This window comes from Salinimonas iocasae (assembly GCF_006228385.1).
In the GTDB taxonomy this organism is placed as follows: Bacteria; Pseudomonadota; Gammaproteobacteria; order Enterobacterales; family Alteromonadaceae; genus Alteromonas; species Alteromonas iocasae.
On record NZ_CP039852.1, the window covers coordinates 2,772,330 to 2,790,402 of the forward strand.

The following is an 18,073-nucleotide window of genomic DNA, read 5'->3' on the forward strand; positions in this document are numbered from 1 at the left end:
TCAGGCCTTGAGTGGCTTTAGCTGCTGGTCAATGGCACCAAAGATGCTGTTACCGTTCGTATCCAACATTTCCATATGCACTTTGTCGCCAAACTGCATAAACGGTGTGGTAGGTTTACCATCGCGGATAGTCTCAATCATGCGGATCTCGGCAATACATGAGTAGCCACGGCCACCTTCAGAAACTGCTGAACCATGGTCTGTTCCCTGTTTATTAGAAACAGTGCCGGAACCAATAATCGCCCCGGCCCCCAGATTCCGCGATTTAGCTGCATGTGCTACCAGTTCAGCGAAGTTGAACGTCATGTCTTCGCCGGCTTCAGGCTTGCCAAACAATTCGCCGTTATAGGTAGTGCGAAGCGGAAGATGTACCTTGCCATCTTTCCAGGCTTCACCGAGTTCATCCGGTGTAACAGCGACCGGTGAAAATGCACTGGCAGGTTTGGACTGGAAGAAGCCAAAGCCTTTGGCCAGCTCACCTGGAATTAGACCGCGCAGGGATACATCATTGACCAGCATCAGTAAGCGAATACGCTGAGCAGCATCCTCTGCTGAACACTGCATCTGTACATCGTCGGTTACAATGGCTACCTCGCCCTCAAAGTCCACGCCCCACTCATCGCTTGGCAGAATTATATCTTCCATGGGCCCGATGAAGTCGTCTGAACCGCCCTGATACATTAGCGGATCTGACCAGAAGCTTTCCGGCATCTCTGCGCCTCTTGCCTTTCTGACCAATTCAACGTGATTTACATACGCGCTTCCGTCAGCCCACTGATAAGCTCTTGGTAAAGGCGACTCACAGCGCTGAGGGTTGAAAGTTTCAGCATCAAGCTGATTGTCATTCAGTTGCTCATAGACCTTTTTCAGATCAGGTTCAACCTGTGCCCAGTTGTCCAGGGCGTGCTGCATAGTAGGTGCAATGTCATTTAGGGAATATGCTTTAGACAAATCCCTTGAGACCATCATCAGCTGACCGTCCCGAGTATCATTTCTGTAGGTTGCGAATTTCATTTATTCTCCCTTCTGGACCTTGTCGCTTCGCCAGCTGTACACATACTCCGGATTTTCCACTGCACTGGCGGCTTCACCAATGGTCAGCGCATCTCTGGTATCCAGCATGACAGCAACTTCGTCGGTAAATTTTTTCTTGTGTTGGCGGCCCGCCTCAAACGCTTTCGGATGAGGGCCATGGGTAAAGCCTGCGGGATGGAATGTCACCATCCCCTTCTCAATGTTGTCGCGACTGAAGAAGTCACCTTCGTGATAAAACAAGACTTCATCATAATCGTCGTTGTTGTGATAAAACGGCACCTTCAATGCCCCCGGATCCGACTCAATCGGACGGGGTACAAAAGTGCAGACAACGAATCGTGCAGCGACAAATGTCGTATGGGCAGAAGGCGGCAAATGATATCGATGGCTCATAAGAGGCCGGATATCCCGCCAGTTTAGTCTGACGACACACAAGTCACCATGCCACCCGATCGCATCTAGCGGATTGTAAGGATAAGTAATAACCGAGATATTATTGTGACGCTTCACCTCGACTTTCCACTGGTTCTCATCTTGCTGCTGCAAAAAGCGATCATTAATTTGCGGTGTGTCCAGTACAGCCGGGTCAAAGATCGCATGTCCACCAACCATCCCTTTTTCAGGCAGTTGATAAGCATCATTCGTCGCTTCAATCAGCAGAAGCTGCATTGGAAGCTCAGGTTCAAGTCGCCACATTGTCGAGCGTGGAATTACGACATAGTCACCCTTGACCAGAGTCAGATGCCCAAAATCACAAAACAGCTCGCCCTGCCCCTCATGAACGAATAGCAGGTCGTCTCCGTCAGCATTACGAGCTAGCCGTTGCATTGGTTCGTGGCAGCGCCACAAGCGATACTGGCAGTGCGCATTACTTAAAATGACAGGTGCACTGAACGGGCTGGCGGAATCGGTCTGATGTCCCTGCTCATCGAGCAGGTTCAGGTCGAAGGCTCTGGGTCTTAAATCGCCTTCCCATTCACTCCATCCGGTTGGGGCATGTTTATGATGCATGTGAGTTGCAGGGCCGAAAAAGCCGCTGCGCCCCATTTCACGCTCATAAATACCCTCTTCAGGAAAGTCAGCATGGGCCTGCCGTGAGTGACTTCCCTGAGCGGTAGGAAATTTAATCCAGTTACGCATTTTGTTTCTCGTCAGAAATTACGCCGCGACGAATCTGGTCTTCTTCGATAGATTCAAACAGCGCTTTAAAGTTGCCCTCGCCAAAACCTTCATTGCCTTTACGCTGGATGATCTCAAAGAAAACCGGACCAATGACAGTGTCGGTGAAAATCTGAAGCAGTATGCCGTCCTTCATAGGCGCGCCATCAATCAGAATGCGCAGGTCTCTGAGTTTGTCCAGATCTTCACCATGGCCTTCAACGCGTGAGTCCACTGCTTCGTAATACGTATCCGGCGTGCTCATAAACTTCATACCACGGTCACGTAACTCAGATACCGTTTTATAGATGTCGTCGGTTGCCAGCGCAATATGCTGAATACCTTCGCCGTTGTACTCGCGGATAAACTCTTCTATCTGCGATTTATCGTCTGAGGACTCGTTGATTGGTATGCGAATCTTTCCACAAGGCGAAGTCATTGCTTTGCTCACAAGACCTGTCAGCTTACCTTCGATATCGAAATAACGAATTTCACGGAAATTACCAATGCGCTCATAAAAATCCGCCCAGACGGCCATGTTGCCGCGACGTACGTTGTGCGTCAGGTGGTCTACAAAGTCCAGACCGGAGTTAGCGCTTTCCATACGTGCTTTCCAGTCATCATAGAAGGCAAAGTCGACATCGTAGATATTGTCTTCCAGATAGCGATCAACAAAATAAAGCGTACTTTCGCCGATACCGTATACCGCAGGAATATTCAGCTCCATCGGCCCCAGATTACCTACAAACTGCTTAGCACCGTTTTCTATAGCATGCTGGAGCGCCTTACCCGCATCTTTCACCCGAAACGCCATACCGCAAACACTTGGCCCGCGCAGACGAGCAAACTCTTCCGCCTGGGAAGCTGGCTCGGCGTTAATAATGAAATTGATATCGTTCTGTTTGTACAGCCATACTTCCTTTGATTTGTGCTTAGCGACTTCAGCAAAGCCCAGCGAGGAGAACAGATCTTTAAGCGCGTTTATACCTTTCTCATCCGCGGCGGTATATTCAACAAATTCAAATCCGTCAGTACCCAGAGGGTTATAGGAATAATCTACGTTAGTCATGGTGAATTCCTTAATCAGTTATTTACAACACGTTTACACAATAAACATGATTACTGATGGTTTGGAAAGGTTCACCGATGAATCAATATGGCGCTGGTTTTAAACGGAAGTGTACAGAGTTTTTGACACATGGAGATAAGGCGGGGAAATATGCCAGAACCCGCTCGTAACAGGGGTTACGAGCGTATAACCAGGCTTACAGCTGTGTAACTATAACTTTACAGTGGCTTTATTTATACCGTACTCGCGTAATTTATTGGCAATGGCGGTATGGCTCAGACCTAACTTCTTAGCAAGTTGTCGGGTGCTGGGGTATGAAGGATAAAGGCGTTTAAGCAAATCACGTTCGAATTTTTTCACTTCCTCATCCAGCGTTCCATCGAAGTTCTCATCTATATATGTGGTGCTTGGCGCACAACTTGGCAACTGAATATCTTCTTTGGTAATTTCCTTGCCGTCTAGCAGGCTCAGTGCACGATATAAGGCATTTTGAAGTTGTCTTACATTACCCGGCCACGGATAATTCTGCAGATACTCTACACACGATTTACTGAGCTTAGCCGGGCGACGCCCCAATTTACCACTGTGCTGAACAATGAAGGACTCTGCCAGCGGTACAATATCCTGCTTTCTTTCTTTGAGTGAAGGCATGACTAACGCCAGTACATTCAGGCGGTAATACAACTCTTTTCTGAAGAGGCCCTCTTCGACCAGCTGGCCCAAATCCCGACAGGTTGTGCAAATGAATCGCACATCAATCTTAACGGGTTTGTCGTCGCCGACCCGGCGAAATTCACCATGCTCCATCACCCGTAATAGTTTGGCCTGAAGCTGGGTAGACATATCTGCAATTTCGTCCAGCAGTAGTGTTCCACCAGCAGCCAGTTCAAACAGGCCGGGTTTGCCTTCCGGCTGGTTAAACGCACCAGCGGCATAGCCGAATAATTCGGTTTCAGCCACGCTATCAGGCAATGACGCACAATTCAGTGCTAAAAATTCGCCCTCGTTGCGTCGACTGGCCTGGTGACAAGCGCGTGCAATCATTTCTTTACCTGTGCCCGTTTCCCCAAATATCAAAATGGGTGCATCCAGATCCGCGACCTTACGCGCCTCTTTCACTGTTTTATGCATAACCGTAGATTGTGTTATGAACTTATCAAAGCTATCGGTTTTCTGTTGATGGAAGGCTGTAAATTGCTGCCCCAATCGCATTTCAGATTTCAAAAGCACAACGGCACCAGCAATAATAGTCCCGTCTTCGCCGTCTGGCACAATGATAGGTAACATATCGGCAAGATAGTCCTGCTGAATAAACTGCACCTTCGAGGAAGCTGGCTGTATCGCGGTGGATTCGAGCCACTTATGGAAGTTAAACCCTTTTACCCACTCAGCAACGTCTTCTCCCCTGATGGAGTCAGCGGACATTTCCAGGCCGGCTGTCACCGCTTCGTTGCACATAAGAATCTGGCCACGGGTGTCTATTGAGAAAACAGGATCAGGAAGCGTCTGCAGAATCGCCGAGAGTTGATTACGCTCCCGCTCGGCGGGCATAAACGGGGTAGTTTTCACGTCGTCAATACCATCGATACGACGAATTTTGGGCATCAGATGCTGAAAGTCAGCGAATTCTATATTAGGAAAATTGAGAAAAATTTTGCCGCCTACATCTATTTCGATCCCACGAAGATCGATTTCATGTGCGACCAAGATGTCCAGAACATCCTGGGTAATGCCCAGTCTGTCCTGGCAACTTATTTCTAAACGCATACATCACTCTACTGTAAAGTATTTTTTACAGAATATCACAATCTCGTAACAAGTGAAGCATTTTTTAAAACGTCAGAAACTAGTTTTGACCACTTGCCTTCTTTTCTTTAGGCGGAAACAGTGGCTCAAAAAGACCCTGTTCTTTCGCTTTTGCAACAAGTGCCATCAGGTCCATCTCAGACAGCGTGAACAAGTCATCAAATTGCTCAAGGATGTAGTAAAGCGGCTGCATAATATCGATACGATACGGCGTACGTAATGCATCAATCGGATCGAGTGGTTTGCGTACCGGCGTATCGCTTTCCAGGGCATAAACGGTTTCACCCGGTGAAGACAGTATACCTCCGCCATAGATTCGAAGCCCCTGTGCGGTGTTGACCAAGCCGAATTCGACCGTGAACCAGTACAGACGCGCCAGGAAGACTCTGTCTTCTTTACTGGCACTAAGGCCCAGCTTACCGTAGGTATGCGTAAATTGCGCAAATGCCGGATTCGTCAATAGTGGACAATGACCGAACACCTCATGAAAAATATCCGGCTCCTGTAAATAGTCAAACTCTTCACGGGTGCGAATAAAGGTCGCTACCGGAAATTGCTTGTTAGCCAGCAACCTAAAAAATTCTGAGAAGGGGATCAATGCCGGCACTTCAGCGGTTTGCCAGCCAGTAGCTTTTTTAAGTTTGTTATTTAATTCTGGTAACTGAGGGATACCATCACTGCTAAGGCCAAGCAGATCCAGCCCTTCGTGATACTGATCACATGCACGATTCTGAATCAGGTCAATCTGGCGGTTAAAAAGTTCAGACCACACCTGATTCTCTTCATCTGTCCAATGAATGATGCCATTGCTATCAGATACTTTAGATTTGTACTGCGTATCCTTTGACATGGTAGGACCCCTGTTAAATGTGATTAATAAGTTGACCTCAAGTCTATCGAAAAATTGGTAACTAAGAAGATGTACAGCAATGATGAAAAGGTAATTTGGCGTAACACTTTATTTACAAACTTGCGCCATGCTGCTCCCGGCGCCATACATTCACAACAGGTAGAAAAGAAAAAGGCAGGGAATTCCCTGCCTTTTTAGTGCTTAATCAGATTAAATTATAGGCGGTTTATCTCGCGATTCAGCTGAAACTCGCGTGAGGTGACGTATTTTTCCATGTGGCGTAAACGTTTCTCACTTTCATCAAATCGCTGCGCTATATTGCTTAATGCGCGTTTAGGTGAGACGCCCGCCTGCCAAACCTTACTTTTAACTTCAAACTGCTCGTCAATGTCTTTTTTAGCACTACTATTGTTGCGCCAGCCTTTACCTACGTTCTGCTCAAAGGCGTGGGTAGTGTCGTGAACGTGAGGTTGCTCGAGTGGTTTTTTCTCCAGAATGAACCAACAAACGATATAGCCTACAAACATAAACGGTCCGGCTAACAGGAAGAACGCGGTGACGACCAGAATTCTTACTAACCAACGTTCCAATCCGAAGTAGTTAGCGATACCGGCACAGACACCTGCAATGCGAGCATGTTCTGTATCACGATACAACTGTCTGTTCATTCTCATGCGCGGTTTCTCCACTCTGGGGCTTCACTGTCGAGAATTGCCTCCAGTGTTTTTACCCGTTCTGACATCGCTTCTGCTTTTTCGGCCAGTTCGTGCAATGAGGCATGTTCTTCCTGACTCAGCCCCTGATTAATACGACGCTTGCTGCGATAGTGCAAAATCAGCCAAATAGGCGCGATAAAAATGATAAATAAAATAATTGGTGCCACGAGCAACCCGAGGATAGCCTCATCCATTATAATTACCTCCGACTAAAAGTTGTTGCTCACTAATCCTGCCAGCCTGATACCTGTGAGCTCGGTATCAGACTCCGGCAGTCGGCTTTATTCAGCCGGCTTATCTTTATTATTCATTTTAGCCTTTAATTTGGCTAATTCTTCATCAATTTTATCATCTGATTCCAGTTCAGCAAACTCATCATTAAGCGTTTTCTTGCCAAGATCGTAGGCTTCTACCTGAGACTCCAAATCATCAATTTTACGCTCGTATTGCTCAAAGCGACCCATTGCTGCATCGACCTTGCTGCTGTCAAGCGTGCGTTTAACTTCCAGCCGAGAGCTGGCTGTCTTCTGACGCATAATGATAGTTTTCTGACGCGCCTTAGCATCTGCCAGCTTTTCCTGTAACTGACCAATCTCTTCCTGTAATTTGCTGATTTGCTCATCAACAACAACCAGTTCTTTGTTTAATGCCTCTGCGGCTTCAGCAGACTTTTTCTTTTCCTGTAAGGCCGCACGAGCCAAATCATCGCGATCTTTACTTAACGCTAATTCAGCTTTTGCTTCCCAGTCGGCCGCATCACTCTTATACTTACTGATCTGAGCGGTAATTTCTTTTTTACTCGCCAGAGTTTTAGCAGAAGCCGAACGTACTTCTACCAGTGTGTCTTCCATCTCCTGGATAATCAGGCGAACCATTTTTTCAGGATCTTCTGCCTTATCCAGTAACGCATTAATGTTTGAGTTCACTATATCGGTGAAACGCGTGAAGATACCCATATTCAATACCTCAGACTCAAGTTGAAAAACGTGCACTATGGCACATGCTGATAAGTACTATTCAATTTGCTTGCCATATCGCAATGCTACATAACCCTATGAATAATTGAAGTTTTTTCACGTTAAAATAAATTCGTATCCGCTCAATTTTTAATTTACACTAGTTATTGGTCGAAATGACTAACTTTTGAGGGAATAGATGAGTAGATTTCGCCAGCAAGATAATTTGTTAGGTCAGGCTAACAGCTTTCTGGAAGTGCTTGAGCAGATTTCACAAATTGCACCGCTGAACAAACCGGTTTTAATTATTGGTGAACGAGGCACTGGTAAGGAGCTTGTGGCGGCACGTCTGCACTTCCTGTCGCAGCGCTGGGACCAAAACTATGTAAAGCTGAATTGTGCAGCGCTTAATGAGAACCTGTTAGAAAGTGAACTGTTCGGGTATGAGGCGGGTGCATTTACCGGCGCAGCCAAGCGTCGTGAAGGACGTTTTGAAATTGCTCACAACGGCACGCTGTTTCTTGATGAGCTGGCTAATACATCCGGCCTGGTTCAGGAAAAGCTTCTACGGGTCATTGAGTACGGTGAGTTTGAGCGGGTTGGCGGTAGTAAAACAGTAAAAACCGATGTCCGTCTGGTCGCCGCTACCAATGAAGACCTCCCCTCTTTAGCCGACGCTGGTGAATTCAGAGCCGATTTGCTGGACCGCCTGGCGTTTGATGTTATCACGATTCCGCCTTTAAGAGAGCGCCCCGAAGATATCCTTATGCTTGCTGAGCACTTTGCTATTAATATGGCGCGCGAAATGGAAATGGAGCTTTTCAGCGGGTTCACCGAGAAGGCGCGTCGTACTCTGCTTGATTATGACTGGCCGGGCAATATTCGTGAGCTTAAAAATGTTGTTGAGCGTGCGGTTTACAGATGTAACAACCCGCACCTGCCTGTTCACGAAATCATTCTCGACCCTTTTGCGTCAGCATACCGCCCTAAAGGCCGGGTAAAAACACAAGATCGTATCAGCACATCAACAGCTACCACGCAGAGCGCGGCGCCTGAACATCCAGCGGAAAATACCGAATCACTCCCCCAGCAACCCGTTGGTAATGCACTGCCAGCGAATGAGCCGGAATACCCTATCGACCTTAAAGAGCGCTCATCAGAGTATGAAATAGAAATGATCAAGCAGGCATTAGCCGACAGTCAGTTCAATCAAAAGAAAACCGCTGAAAAGCTCAGTCTTACTTATCACCAATTACGAGGTTATCTAAAGAAATACAATCTGTTAGACTCTTCTCAAGAAAGCCTCGAAGCTTAGTGACCTTTACAATGACGCGCACCGCACCGCTTCTGCTATGCCTGTTGACGCTGACTGCTATCAGCGCATGCAGTAAAAAAGACACGGATAAATTTTATCAATCCGGTATCTTATATTGCTCTGAAAGTGCGCCAGTCAACTTCAATCCGCAACTGGATACCTCAGCAACAACGTCCGATGCCACCGCACATCAGCTTTATGATCGTTTGCTTGATTTTGATGCCGAAACCGGACGCATCGTACCCAGTCTTGCCAGCAGCTGGCGCGTATCTGAAGACGGACTGACCTATACATTTCAGCTGCGAAAAGAGGTCGCTTTTCACAGCACATCTTATTTCACACCCAGCCGAACATTTAACGCCGACGATGTACTTTTTAGTATTAATCGCTGGCGGCAGCCTGGCCACCCTTTCCATGACATTTCAGGCGGGCGCTACCCTTATTTTGAAAGCCTGGGGATTGCTCAGAACATACAGACGGTAAAGCGAATCAACGGTTACCGGGTAGAAATCATTTTGAAGGAGCGGGACAGCTCATTTCTGGCCAATCTGGCCACCGATTTTTCTGTTATTCTTTCCAAAGAGTACGCTGATACGCTGGTGAACCGCTCAAAGCCGGAGCGCATTGATCACTACCCTATCGGTACAGGCCCTTACAAATTCGAAAGTTACCGTAAAGATCATTACATTCGCTATCGGGCCCATGAGGCCTACTGGCAGGATAAAGACTCCACTGACCGGCTTATTTACGATATTACGCCAAAAAGCTCACTTCGTCTGGCTAAGCTGATGACGGGTGAATGTGATGCGATTGCCTTTCCGGCGCAGACCGAGCTGGATATTATCCGCAATCGTCCGGATCTAGAACTTGCTGAAAAGCCCGGTCTGAACGTCGGCTTTTGGGCATTTAACACTCAGCGGCCACCGTTTGATAATCCTGATTTTCGCCAGGCACTGGCACACGCAATCGATAAAAACACACTGCTTGAAGCTGTCTACTTCGACAGCGCATCCAGAGCAAAAAGCCTGTTGCCGGTAGCCAGTTGGGCCTATCAGAATGATGCTGAAGATACCGCGTACAACCCGGTTTTGGCTAAGCGGTTGCTGGACAAAGCAGGTATAGAACCAGGTTTCACCATGACAATATGGGCGATGCCTATCGAGCGTGCGTACAACCCCAACGCAGCTAAAATGGCTGAGCTTATCCAGCGGTATCTCAGTGATGTGGGTATTAACGTCAACATTGTCACTTACGACTGGACCACCTTTCGCCGTCATTTGCGCGAGGGCTTACATGATTCGGTATTGATAGGCTGGTCAGCCGACAACGGTGATCCGGACAACTTCTATCGCCCGCTGCTAAGTTGTGGTGCTATCCCATCAGGTACGAACCGGGCAATGTGGTGCAATGAACGTTATGATGAGTTGCTCAATCGGGCGCTTGAGACCGAAGACCTGGCAAAACGTAAGGCTATTTATATGCAGGTGAACGCGCTGCTAAACAAAGAATTACCTATTGTACCGATCGCACACGCGTTTCGTTATCAGGCTTACCGTAAAGAGCTTAAGGGTATGCAGATAAACCCCTACGGCAGCATACGATTTGGCGGAGTAACCAAAGAACTGCCATGAGAATATTAGGTCGCTTCGGTATACTTTTTTCGTTGACGCTCTTGGTTCTGGCGATACTTTCATTTGCCCTAGCGTACCTGTTTCCGGGCGATGTGCTGACCAACCTGACCGGCATCGTTCCTCAGAACGATGCCCATCGCGAACTACTTATTCAAAAGCACCGGCTGGATGAGGCTTACTTTTTCCAGTTCGTTCACTACCTGACAGAAATGTTGCAGGGCAACTGGGGGTACAGCTTCGCTTCAGGGTTGTCGCTAAAAGAAGAGATTGGCCTGGCATTGCCGGCTACCATTGAGCTGGCATTTTACGCGATGTTTATCGCCATTGTTATCGGCTTACCAGTAGGATGCTATGCCGGGCTGAAAAGCTATACGGCGGCCGACTACTCGATAAATTCCGTTTCAATGGTGGGGTACTCTTTTCCGGTCTTCTGGCTTGCGCTGTTATTTATACTTTTATTCAGCCTTGAGTTGAACATTGCGCCACTTTCGGGCCGGATAAGCCTGCTTTTTGATGTGCCCGACAAAACCGGATTCATATTAATTGATATCCTGTTGGCTGAGAATATTGATACCAGCCTGGCACTCAGAGATGCATTTCATCATTTATTATTGCCAACCCTCGCTTTGAGCGTTATTTCTACCGCTTCGATGATACGTATGACGCGTCGCTCGGTTATTGATGTGCTCAACCGGCCCTATATTACCGCTGCACGCTCCAGAGGACTTTCGCGCTGGCAAACCTTCTCGCGCCATATATTAAGAAATGCCCTGCTACCTGTATTGCCGTTACTGGCCATTCAGATAACGTCACTTATCACCAACGCAATGATTGTAGAAACCTTGTTTTCTTGGCCTGGCATCGGTAACTGGCTTATTCAGGCAATTTATCAGCGCGACTACCCCGCATTACGGGTTGGTATGCTAGCAGTCGCAACTGTTGTTATTATGCTGACAATCACGATTGATTTGTTTAACCGTTTAATCGACCCAAGCAGGGACAAGTACGAACGTGCCACAGTTTAGTCTCTACGAAGAAGAGTATCATCCCTCCCCGCTGCAGCGAACATGGCGGGAATTTACTTCCAGCCACATCGCGGTGCTGGGGTTATTCGTGCTTGCTATTTTTTTGATCTTTGCGCTTTTCGCGCCGCTAATAGCGCCCTACAATCCGGTAGAACAGAATATCGACTCCCTCCTTATACCGCCGAGCTGGGAAACTAACGGCACTATATCTCACCTGTTCGGGACAGATGCGCTGGGACGAGATGTTTTCTCTCGAATTGTATACGGCTGCCGGGTTACCTTCGGTAGCAGTATATTGCTGGTGATTATTGCCATGCTGGTTGGTGTATCTATCGGTACATTCGCCGGAATGATGAGTGGCGTTAGATCCAGTGTAGTCAACCATTTACTTGATGCGCTGATGGCCATTCCGACCTTGTTGATTGCCATTATTATCGTTGCCATTCTGGGTACCGGTCTGGTTAACAGTATGTGGGCCATTACGCTGGCACTGATTCCCCAGTTTATACATTACACCCGCTCTTTTGTGCGCAGTGAAATGAAGAAGGAATACGTATTAGCCTCAAAACTTGATGGGGCGAACGCATGGCAGCTGTTCAGACATTCTATTTTGCCAAATATGATTGAAATGCTGGTTGTTCAGGGCTCTCTGGCACTGTCTATCGCAGTCATTGATGTATCAGCGCTGGGCTTTTTAAATCTCGGGGCACAGCCTCCGCTCCCGGAATTAGGAGCCATTCTTGCTGACGGGTTGGATGTGGCTTACCTTGCCCCCTGGAATGTCGGATTGCCCGGGCTGTCAATATTTCTTATGGTGCTGGCTATAAACATTGTAGGTGATGGCTTGCGTTCAGCACTCAGAAAAAGGGTCAGTCACTAATGCCGATGCTCGATATTAAAAATCTGACACTGGAAATTGAAACCGGTGGTACCCGGGTCAAAGCTCTGGACAAGGTTAATCTAACTATCAACAGTGGTGAAATCCGCGCACTGGTAGGCGAATCAGGTTCGGGGAAGAGCCTGATTGTTTCCGCCATCTCTGGCGCATTACCGCAAAAATTTCACCTGACGGCTGATCGCATGAGCTGGAAAGGGAAAAGCCTGTTAAGTATGCCCACCGAGGAGCGCAGGCAGCTCATGCGCCGGGATATCGCAGTGGTATTTCAGAACCCGGGGAGTGCTCTTGATCCGTCAGCCACTCTGGGCGAGCAGTTAGAAGAGAGTATTCCCGATGAACTGGTAGAGGGAAAATGGTTCTGGCAGCGCCGTCAGTCGCGACGCAAATCTGCCATATCCACCGTGCACAAGGTTGGGATAAAGCATCACCGCCATTACCTAAGTGCCTACCCTCATCAGATACCCACTGATATCAGTCAGAAGTTTATGTTGGCCATGGCGCTGATTTCGCAACCAAAGTTGCTGATTGCCGATGATCCTACGCGGGGCATGGAAACAACCACCAAAACCCAGGTACTCAAATTACTGACACGGCTGAATCAGACAAAATCGCTGTCTATTTTATTTATTAGCCATGACCTTCTGGCAATCTCCAGTATGTGTCATTCCATGACTGTACTTTACTGCGGACAGACCGTTGAATCTGGCAGGATGAAGATGCTTAGAAAGCGACCGCTGCATCCTTATACCAAAGCATTGTTAGACAGCGCGCCCAGCTTTCAGAATGATTTGCCTCCCAAAAGTCTGCTTCCGACGCTGGATGGCACCATTCCCTCGCTAAAGCACGTTCCTATCGGATGCCGTCTTGGACCAAGGTGCCCGCGTGCACAGCGTGACTGTGTTATAACGCCGGCAGTCAGACGGATCCACGATCACACTTACAGTTGTCACTTCCCGCTGCATATGGAAAAACTATGAACCAGTTAATGCATGTCAACAAACTGGTGTTCAGGCATGACCAGAATAAGCGCTGGTTAAAAAAGCCAGAGATATTTCAGCTGGGGCCTATCGACTTAACGGTCAATAAGGGCGAAACCATCGCTATTATTGGGGAAAACCGTGCCGGGAAGTCGCTACTTGCAAAGATGCTGGTTGGGGCGGTAGCTGCCGATGAGGGTGAGATTTCACTAAGTAGCGTAAGATACAATGCGGCAAAACGGCGTTCTACACGTTCATACAATGCCAGCAATGATATCCGGATGATCTTTCAGCACAGCACAGAAGCTATGAACCCGGGTATCACCGTGGGAATGATTCTGGATGAGCCCTTGCGTTTGAACACGCGGATGACGGAAAAAGAGCGCCGCGCCAGAATCGAAGAAACACTTATCAAAGTTGGCTTGTTGCGCGACCACGTGTATTTCTACCGGCATATGCTCTCTGATGGTCAGCAACAACGTGTGGCCCTGGCCCGTGCGTTGGTGCTTCAGCCTAAAATACTGGTTGCTGACGAACCGTTTGCCGCACTGGACCCTTCCATCCGCTCACAAACTGTTAATCAGATTCTTACTTTGCAAAGAGAACTGGGGTTATCGTTTATCTTTATTACCCACAATCTCGGTGTCGTCAGACATATTGCAGACAGAGTGATTGTGATGAAGAATGGCCGCATCGTAGAGTCAGGGAAAACCGAGACCATCTTCAGATGGCCTCAGCATAGTATGACTAAAAAGCTGATACTGGCGTATCAGTCACTGGTTCCTCAGCAAAAAATTACCTAGCCTACCAGCGCCAGTAATACACCAGCAGCAACTGCTGAGCCTAACACTCCGGCAACATTCGGGCCCATGGCGTGCATCAGCAGGAAGTTATGCGGGTTTGCCTGCAATCCTACCTTATTTACAACACGCGCTGCCATCGGCACCGCCGAGACGCCAGCAGCACCAATCAGCGGGTTAATGGTTCCTCCAGACAACCGACTCATTAATTTCGCCATTAACACGCCTGTGGCAGTACCAATGGCAAACGCCACTGCACCAAGTCCAAGGATCCCCAGCGTTTCTACTGTAAGAAACTTTTCTGCTGAGAGCTTTGAGCCCACTGCCAGCCCCAGGAAGATTGTCGTGGTATTGATAAGTTCGTTCTGAGTTGTCTTACTCAGCCGCTCTACCACGCCGCACTCTTTCATCAGGTTACCAAAGCAGAACATACCTACCAGCGGTGTCGCCGAAGGCAAAAACAGGATGGTCAGCATTAGCACGGCCAAAGGGAAGATAATCTTTTCCCGCTGAGAGACCGGTCTGAGTTGCGCCATTTTTATCTGCCGCTCTTCTTTGGTTGTGAGTGCCTTCATAATCGGCGGCTGGATAATCGGCACCAGTGCCATATAAGAATACGCAGCTACTGCAATCGCGCCCAACAAATCTGGTGACAGGCGGGAAGCCAGAAAGATTGCGGTAGGTCCATCCGCGCCACCGATGATTGCAATAGCGCTCGCATCCTTCAGACTGAACTCAAAACCGGGAACCATGTTAAGCGCAATAGCGCCAAACAATGTGGCAAATATCCCAAACTGTGCGGCCGCCCCTAACAGTAACATGCGGGGATTGGCGATAAGCGCACCAAAGTCAGTCATTGCTCCCACGCCCATAAAGATGAGAAGCGGGAACACACCGGTCTCAATACCTACCTCATAAATGTAGTAAAGCAGACCACCGGGCTCAGAAAAGCCTGCCAGAGGGATGTTTGTCAGCAGTGCCCCAAAGCCTATCGGGATTAGCAAAAGCGGCTCGAACTTTTTTACAATTGCCAGATACAATAATAAAAGTCCGACTCCCATCATAATCAGCTGCTGATAATGAAAGTGGGCTAGCGCTGTGCTGTCCCACAAAATACTGAATTTTTCCATGGTACCTACAGCTCGATTAAGGGTTGACCACTGGAAACTGCATCGCCTTCTTTAGCCAGCACCCGGCTCACCGTGCCATCAAACGCACTGCGAATTTCTGTTTCCATTTTCATTGCTTCAAGAATCATTACCACGTCGCCATCGGCAATTTCATCCCCTTCTGAAACCAGCACTTTAAATACATTACCAGACAATGGCGATTCAATAGCCTGTCCGCCCGCTGAAGCCTTTGGTGTGTCTTTTTCCTCAGTGTCAGCTTGTGATTTCGCTTTGGCAGGCTGAACATCTGTCAGCTCACCTGAGGCGGCCACTTCAACATGGTAAACCTTTCCATCAACGGAGACATCATAGCTGGCCGGGCCACCTTGCGAAGGTGCTGCGTTTGTTGTTTCAGCAGAAGACTGAGCTTTGCTCTGCTGCGATTTGCCCTCTGCGGAGGGCGCAGGCTCAAAGGCATCCGGATTGCCGCGGTTTTGCAAAAACTTAAGACCGATTTGAGGAAACAGTGCGTAGGTAAGCACATCGTCTACCTTAGCATCCGCAAGTGTGAAAGACTTTGCGTTGGAAAGCTCCTCAAGCTCGCTGGTAAGGCTCTCCATTTCAGGCTTCAGGTTGTCTGCAGGCCGGCAAGTCACCGGCTCGTCACCATCTAATACGCGCTGCTGCAGCTTCTCATTAACCGCCGCTGCCGTTGCGCCGTATTCTCCGCGCAAAACACCTGCGGTCTCTTTCGTGATGCTTTTGTATCTCTCACCGGTCAGGACATTCAATACCGATTGCGTACCAACTATTTGAGACGTTGGCGTTACCAGAGGGATGAAACCAAGGTCTTCTCTGACCCGGGGAATTTCTTTGAGCACTTCATCAAACTTATCTTGCGCCCCCTGCTCTTTAAGCTGGTTTTCCATGTTGGTCAACATACCACCGGGAACCTGCGCCAGCAGAATGCGCGCATCTACACCTTTCAGACTACCTTCAAACTGCGCATATTTTTTTCTGACATCTCTGAAGTAGCTGGCAATGTTTTCCAGCTCTGGCAGGGATAAGCCAGTATCGCGCTCAGTGCCCTCGACTGCAGATACGATGGTTTCAGTTGCAGTATGCCCGTAAGTCATACTCATTGAAGATATAGCCGTATCGAGCATATCAATACCGGCATCTATAGCCTTCTGATACGTCGCGGTAGACAAGCCTGTAGTGGCATGACATTGCATAGCAATGGGTACATCCACTGTCTCTTTCAGACCTTTAATCAGCTTTTCACACTCATACGGGTTTAAAAGTCCGGCCATGTCCTTAATACAGATGGAGTCGACCCCCATATTTTGCAGGTCTTTTGCCATATTCAGCCAGGTATCGAGGGTGTGGACCGGACTGACTGTATAGGCAATCGTGCCCTGGGCGTGCGCGGCACAGTCAATAGCGGACTTTACTGCCGTTTCCAGATTTCTGACATCATTCATCGCGTCAAAAATTCTGAAAACATCAACACCGTTTTGATGCGCACGTTCAACGAATTTTTTTACTACATCGTCAGCATAGTGACGGTACCCAAGCAGATTCTGTCCTCTTAACAGCATTTGCTGGCGGGTTTTGGGCATCGCTTTTTTTAACGCGCGAATGCGTTCCCACGGATCTTCACCCAAATAGCGGATGCAGGCATCGAACGTAGCACCGCCCCAGGACTCTACAGACCAGAAGCCCGCATTATCCAGCTCTTCAGCGATAGGTAACATGTCATCCAGACGCATACGGGTTGCAAGTAGCGACTGGTGGGCATCTCTCAAAACCAGTTCAGTTAGTGCCAATGGTTTGCTCATGCGTTCTCCTGCTGTTTTGTTTTTGCCTGTCGGTGTTGATGAATTGCCCCACTGATAGCAGCGATTGTTTGGGGAGTGACTTCTTGTGATGAATGACGCCCGGCGGACTTTCTGGCTGAACCCGCAGCCACAGGTTCCGGCGCCCCCGGAAATCGACGACAGGTAACTTCAATAAGTTTTATTCCGCCTATCAAAAGTGCCAGAAACGCGAATACGAATCCCATTCCTACCAGCATCAGGGTCCCAGCTTCGTTCAACTGTCCTGCTATTTCAGAATTCATTGGTGTCTCAATTTGTAAACGTGGGAATTAAGTATCATGAATATACATAAATAACAAATGAGCATGCGTACAAAATACATAAATATGCAGCATTTATTCAGCATTATGTGTCTATTTGCGGCTATATGTCGTGCGGGTCACTGGTCATTCATTGCAAAAGCTTATGATCAATAATTATATTTATCATCACTAATATAAATACTACAGTAACCAGCCAGATGACTGTGTCCTATCTGCTGACTCATCGCCTTAAGATAAGAAACGATACGACTCTTACGATGGGATCAGTCGCCGGACTGTTCAGACTGTCATAGATCAGAAGAGGAAAAGTAGTTTGGTATGAGGAGAACTAGAAATAGAACGCAAACAAAAAAGCCCACCGTAAGGTGGGCTTTCAATATGGCGCGTGTGGAAGGATTCGAACCTCCGACCGCCTGGTTCGTAGCCAGGTACTCTATCCAGCTGAGCTACACACGCGTAAAACGTAAACTTATGAGAACTCATAAGGCGACAAATTGTTAAGTGGCGCGTGTGGAAGGATTCGAACCTCCGACCGCCTGGTTCGTAGCCAGGTACTCTATCCAGCTGAGCTACACACGCGCAATA

The 18,073-nt window shown here is 48.1% G+C and carries 17 protein-coding genes and 2 tRNA genes; 6 read left to right on the forward strand and 13 right to left on the reverse strand.

Annotated features, from left to right (window positions below; all coding sequences use genetic code 11):
• From FBQ74_RS12280 to pspA, 8 genes are all read right to left on the reverse strand, one after another.
• The gene (locus FBQ74_RS12280; RefSeq protein WP_139756940.1) at window positions 1-1,014 is read right to left on the reverse strand and encodes a fumarylacetoacetate hydrolase family protein; all 1,014 of its coding nucleotides are present in this window, start codon (window positions 1,012-1,014) and stop codon (window positions 1-3) included.
• Window positions 1,015-2,175, reverse strand: a complete 1,161-nt coding sequence (locus FBQ74_RS12285; protein WP_139756941.1) for a homogentisate 1,2-dioxygenase — start codon at window positions 2,173-2,175, stop codon at window positions 1,015-1,017.
• Window positions 2,168-3,262 (reverse strand): 4-hydroxyphenylpyruvate dioxygenase, encoded by a 1,095-nt coding sequence (gene hppD, locus FBQ74_RS12290; RefSeq protein WP_139756942.1) that lies wholly within the window; start codon window positions 3,260-3,262, stop codon window positions 2,168-2,170. The genes FBQ74_RS12285 and hppD overlap by 8 nt, the downstream gene beginning before the upstream one ends.
• Before the next feature lie 210 nt (window positions 3,263-3,472).
• Window positions 3,473-5,029, reverse strand: coding sequence for a transcriptional regulator TyrR (gene tyrR, locus FBQ74_RS12295; protein ID WP_139756943.1), 1,557 nt, complete (start codon window positions 5,027-5,029; stop codon window positions 3,473-3,475).
• Between the two features lie 79 nt (window positions 5,030-5,108).
• Window positions 5,109-5,918 (reverse strand): phenylalanine 4-monooxygenase, encoded by an 810-nt coding sequence (gene phhA / locus FBQ74_RS12300; RefSeq protein WP_139756944.1) that lies wholly within the window; start codon window positions 5,916-5,918, stop codon window positions 5,109-5,111.
• A gap of 215 nt (window positions 5,919-6,133) precedes the next feature.
• Window positions 6,134-6,592, reverse strand: a complete 459-nt coding sequence (gene pspC / locus FBQ74_RS12305; protein ID WP_139756945.1) for an envelope stress response membrane protein PspC — start codon at window positions 6,590-6,592, stop codon at window positions 6,134-6,136.
• Complete coding sequence (gene pspB, locus FBQ74_RS12310; RefSeq protein WP_139756946.1) at window positions 6,589-6,828, reverse strand: envelope stress response membrane protein PspB; 240 nt, start codon at window positions 6,826-6,828, stop codon at window positions 6,589-6,591. The genes pspC and pspB overlap by 4 nt, the downstream gene beginning before the upstream one ends.
• Window positions 6,829-6,915: 87 nt before the next feature.
• The gene (pspA, locus tag FBQ74_RS12315) at window positions 6,916-7,590 is read right to left on the reverse strand and encodes a phage shock protein PspA (protein ID WP_139757957.1); all 675 of its coding nucleotides are present in this window, start codon (window positions 7,588-7,590) and stop codon (window positions 6,916-6,918) included.
• Window positions 7,591-7,789: 199 nt separating this feature from the next.
• Between pspA and pspF the strand changes: the two genes are divergently transcribed.
• From pspF to FBQ74_RS12345, 6 genes are read left to right on the forward strand one after another with little or no spacing between them, the layout of a single operon-like run.
• On the forward strand, window positions 7,790-8,905 hold the full coding sequence (gene pspF / locus FBQ74_RS12320) for a phage shock protein operon transcriptional activator (protein WP_139756947.1): 1,116 nt from the start codon (window positions 7,790-7,792) through the stop codon (window positions 8,903-8,905).
• An 11-nt stretch (window positions 8,906-8,916) separates the two neighbouring features.
• Complete coding sequence (gene sapA, locus FBQ74_RS12325; protein WP_139756948.1) at window positions 8,917-10,536, forward strand: ABC transporter substrate-binding protein SapA; 1,620 nt, start codon at window positions 8,917-8,919, stop codon at window positions 10,534-10,536.
• Window positions 10,533-11,561 carry an ABC transporter permease gene (locus FBQ74_RS12330; RefSeq protein ID WP_139756949.1) on the forward strand — a complete coding sequence of 343 codons (1,029 nt, stop codon included), beginning with the start codon at window positions 10,533-10,535 and terminating at the stop codon, window positions 11,559-11,561. The genes sapA and FBQ74_RS12330 overlap by 4 nt, the downstream gene beginning before the upstream one ends.
• Window positions 11,548-12,441 carry an ABC transporter permease subunit gene (locus FBQ74_RS12335; RefSeq protein ID WP_139756950.1) on the forward strand — a complete coding sequence of 298 codons (894 nt, stop codon included), beginning with the start codon at window positions 11,548-11,550 and terminating at the stop codon, window positions 12,439-12,441. The genes FBQ74_RS12330 and FBQ74_RS12335 overlap by 14 nt, the downstream gene beginning before the upstream one ends.
• The gene (locus FBQ74_RS12340; RefSeq protein ID WP_139756951.1) at window positions 12,441-13,436 is read left to right on the forward strand and encodes an oligopeptide/dipeptide ABC transporter ATP-binding protein; all 996 of its coding nucleotides are present in this window, start codon (window positions 12,441-12,443) and stop codon (window positions 13,434-13,436) included. The genes FBQ74_RS12335 and FBQ74_RS12340 overlap by 1 nt, the downstream gene beginning before the upstream one ends.
• Window positions 13,433-14,239, forward strand: a complete 807-nt coding sequence (locus FBQ74_RS12345) for an ATP-binding cassette domain-containing protein (RefSeq protein WP_139756952.1) — start codon at window positions 13,433-13,435, stop codon at window positions 14,237-14,239. Before FBQ74_RS12340 ends, FBQ74_RS12345 begins: the two co-directional genes overlap by 4 nt.
• Here the strand turns inward: FBQ74_RS12345 and FBQ74_RS12350 are convergent.
• The 5 genes from FBQ74_RS12350 to FBQ74_RS12370 form a co-directional block, all read right to left on the reverse strand.
• A complete protein-coding gene (locus FBQ74_RS12350; RefSeq protein ID WP_139756953.1) occupies window positions 14,236-15,366 on the reverse strand; it encodes a sodium ion-translocating decarboxylase subunit beta in 1,131 nt (376 codons plus the stop codon). The genes FBQ74_RS12345 and FBQ74_RS12350 overlap by 4 nt on opposite strands.
• 5 nt (window positions 15,367-15,371) lie before the next feature.
• The gene (gene oadA, locus FBQ74_RS12355) at window positions 15,372-17,186 is read right to left on the reverse strand and encodes a sodium-extruding oxaloacetate decarboxylase subunit alpha (RefSeq protein WP_139756954.1); all 1,815 of its coding nucleotides are present in this window, start codon (window positions 17,184-17,186) and stop codon (window positions 15,372-15,374) included.
• The gene (locus tag FBQ74_RS12360; protein ID WP_139756955.1) at window positions 17,183-17,467 is read right to left on the reverse strand and encodes an OadG family protein; all 285 of its coding nucleotides are present in this window, start codon (window positions 17,465-17,467) and stop codon (window positions 17,183-17,185) included. Before FBQ74_RS12360 ends, oadA begins: the two co-directional genes overlap by 4 nt.
• A 400-nt stretch (window positions 17,468-17,867) precedes the next feature.
• Window positions 17,868-17,944: transfer RNA gene (locus FBQ74_RS12365), tRNA-Arg, on the reverse strand.
• A gap of 46 nt (window positions 17,945-17,990) precedes the next feature.
• A tRNA-Arg gene (locus FBQ74_RS12370) sits at window positions 17,991-18,067 on the reverse strand.
• Between the last annotated feature and the right edge of the window lie 6 nt (window positions 18,068-18,073).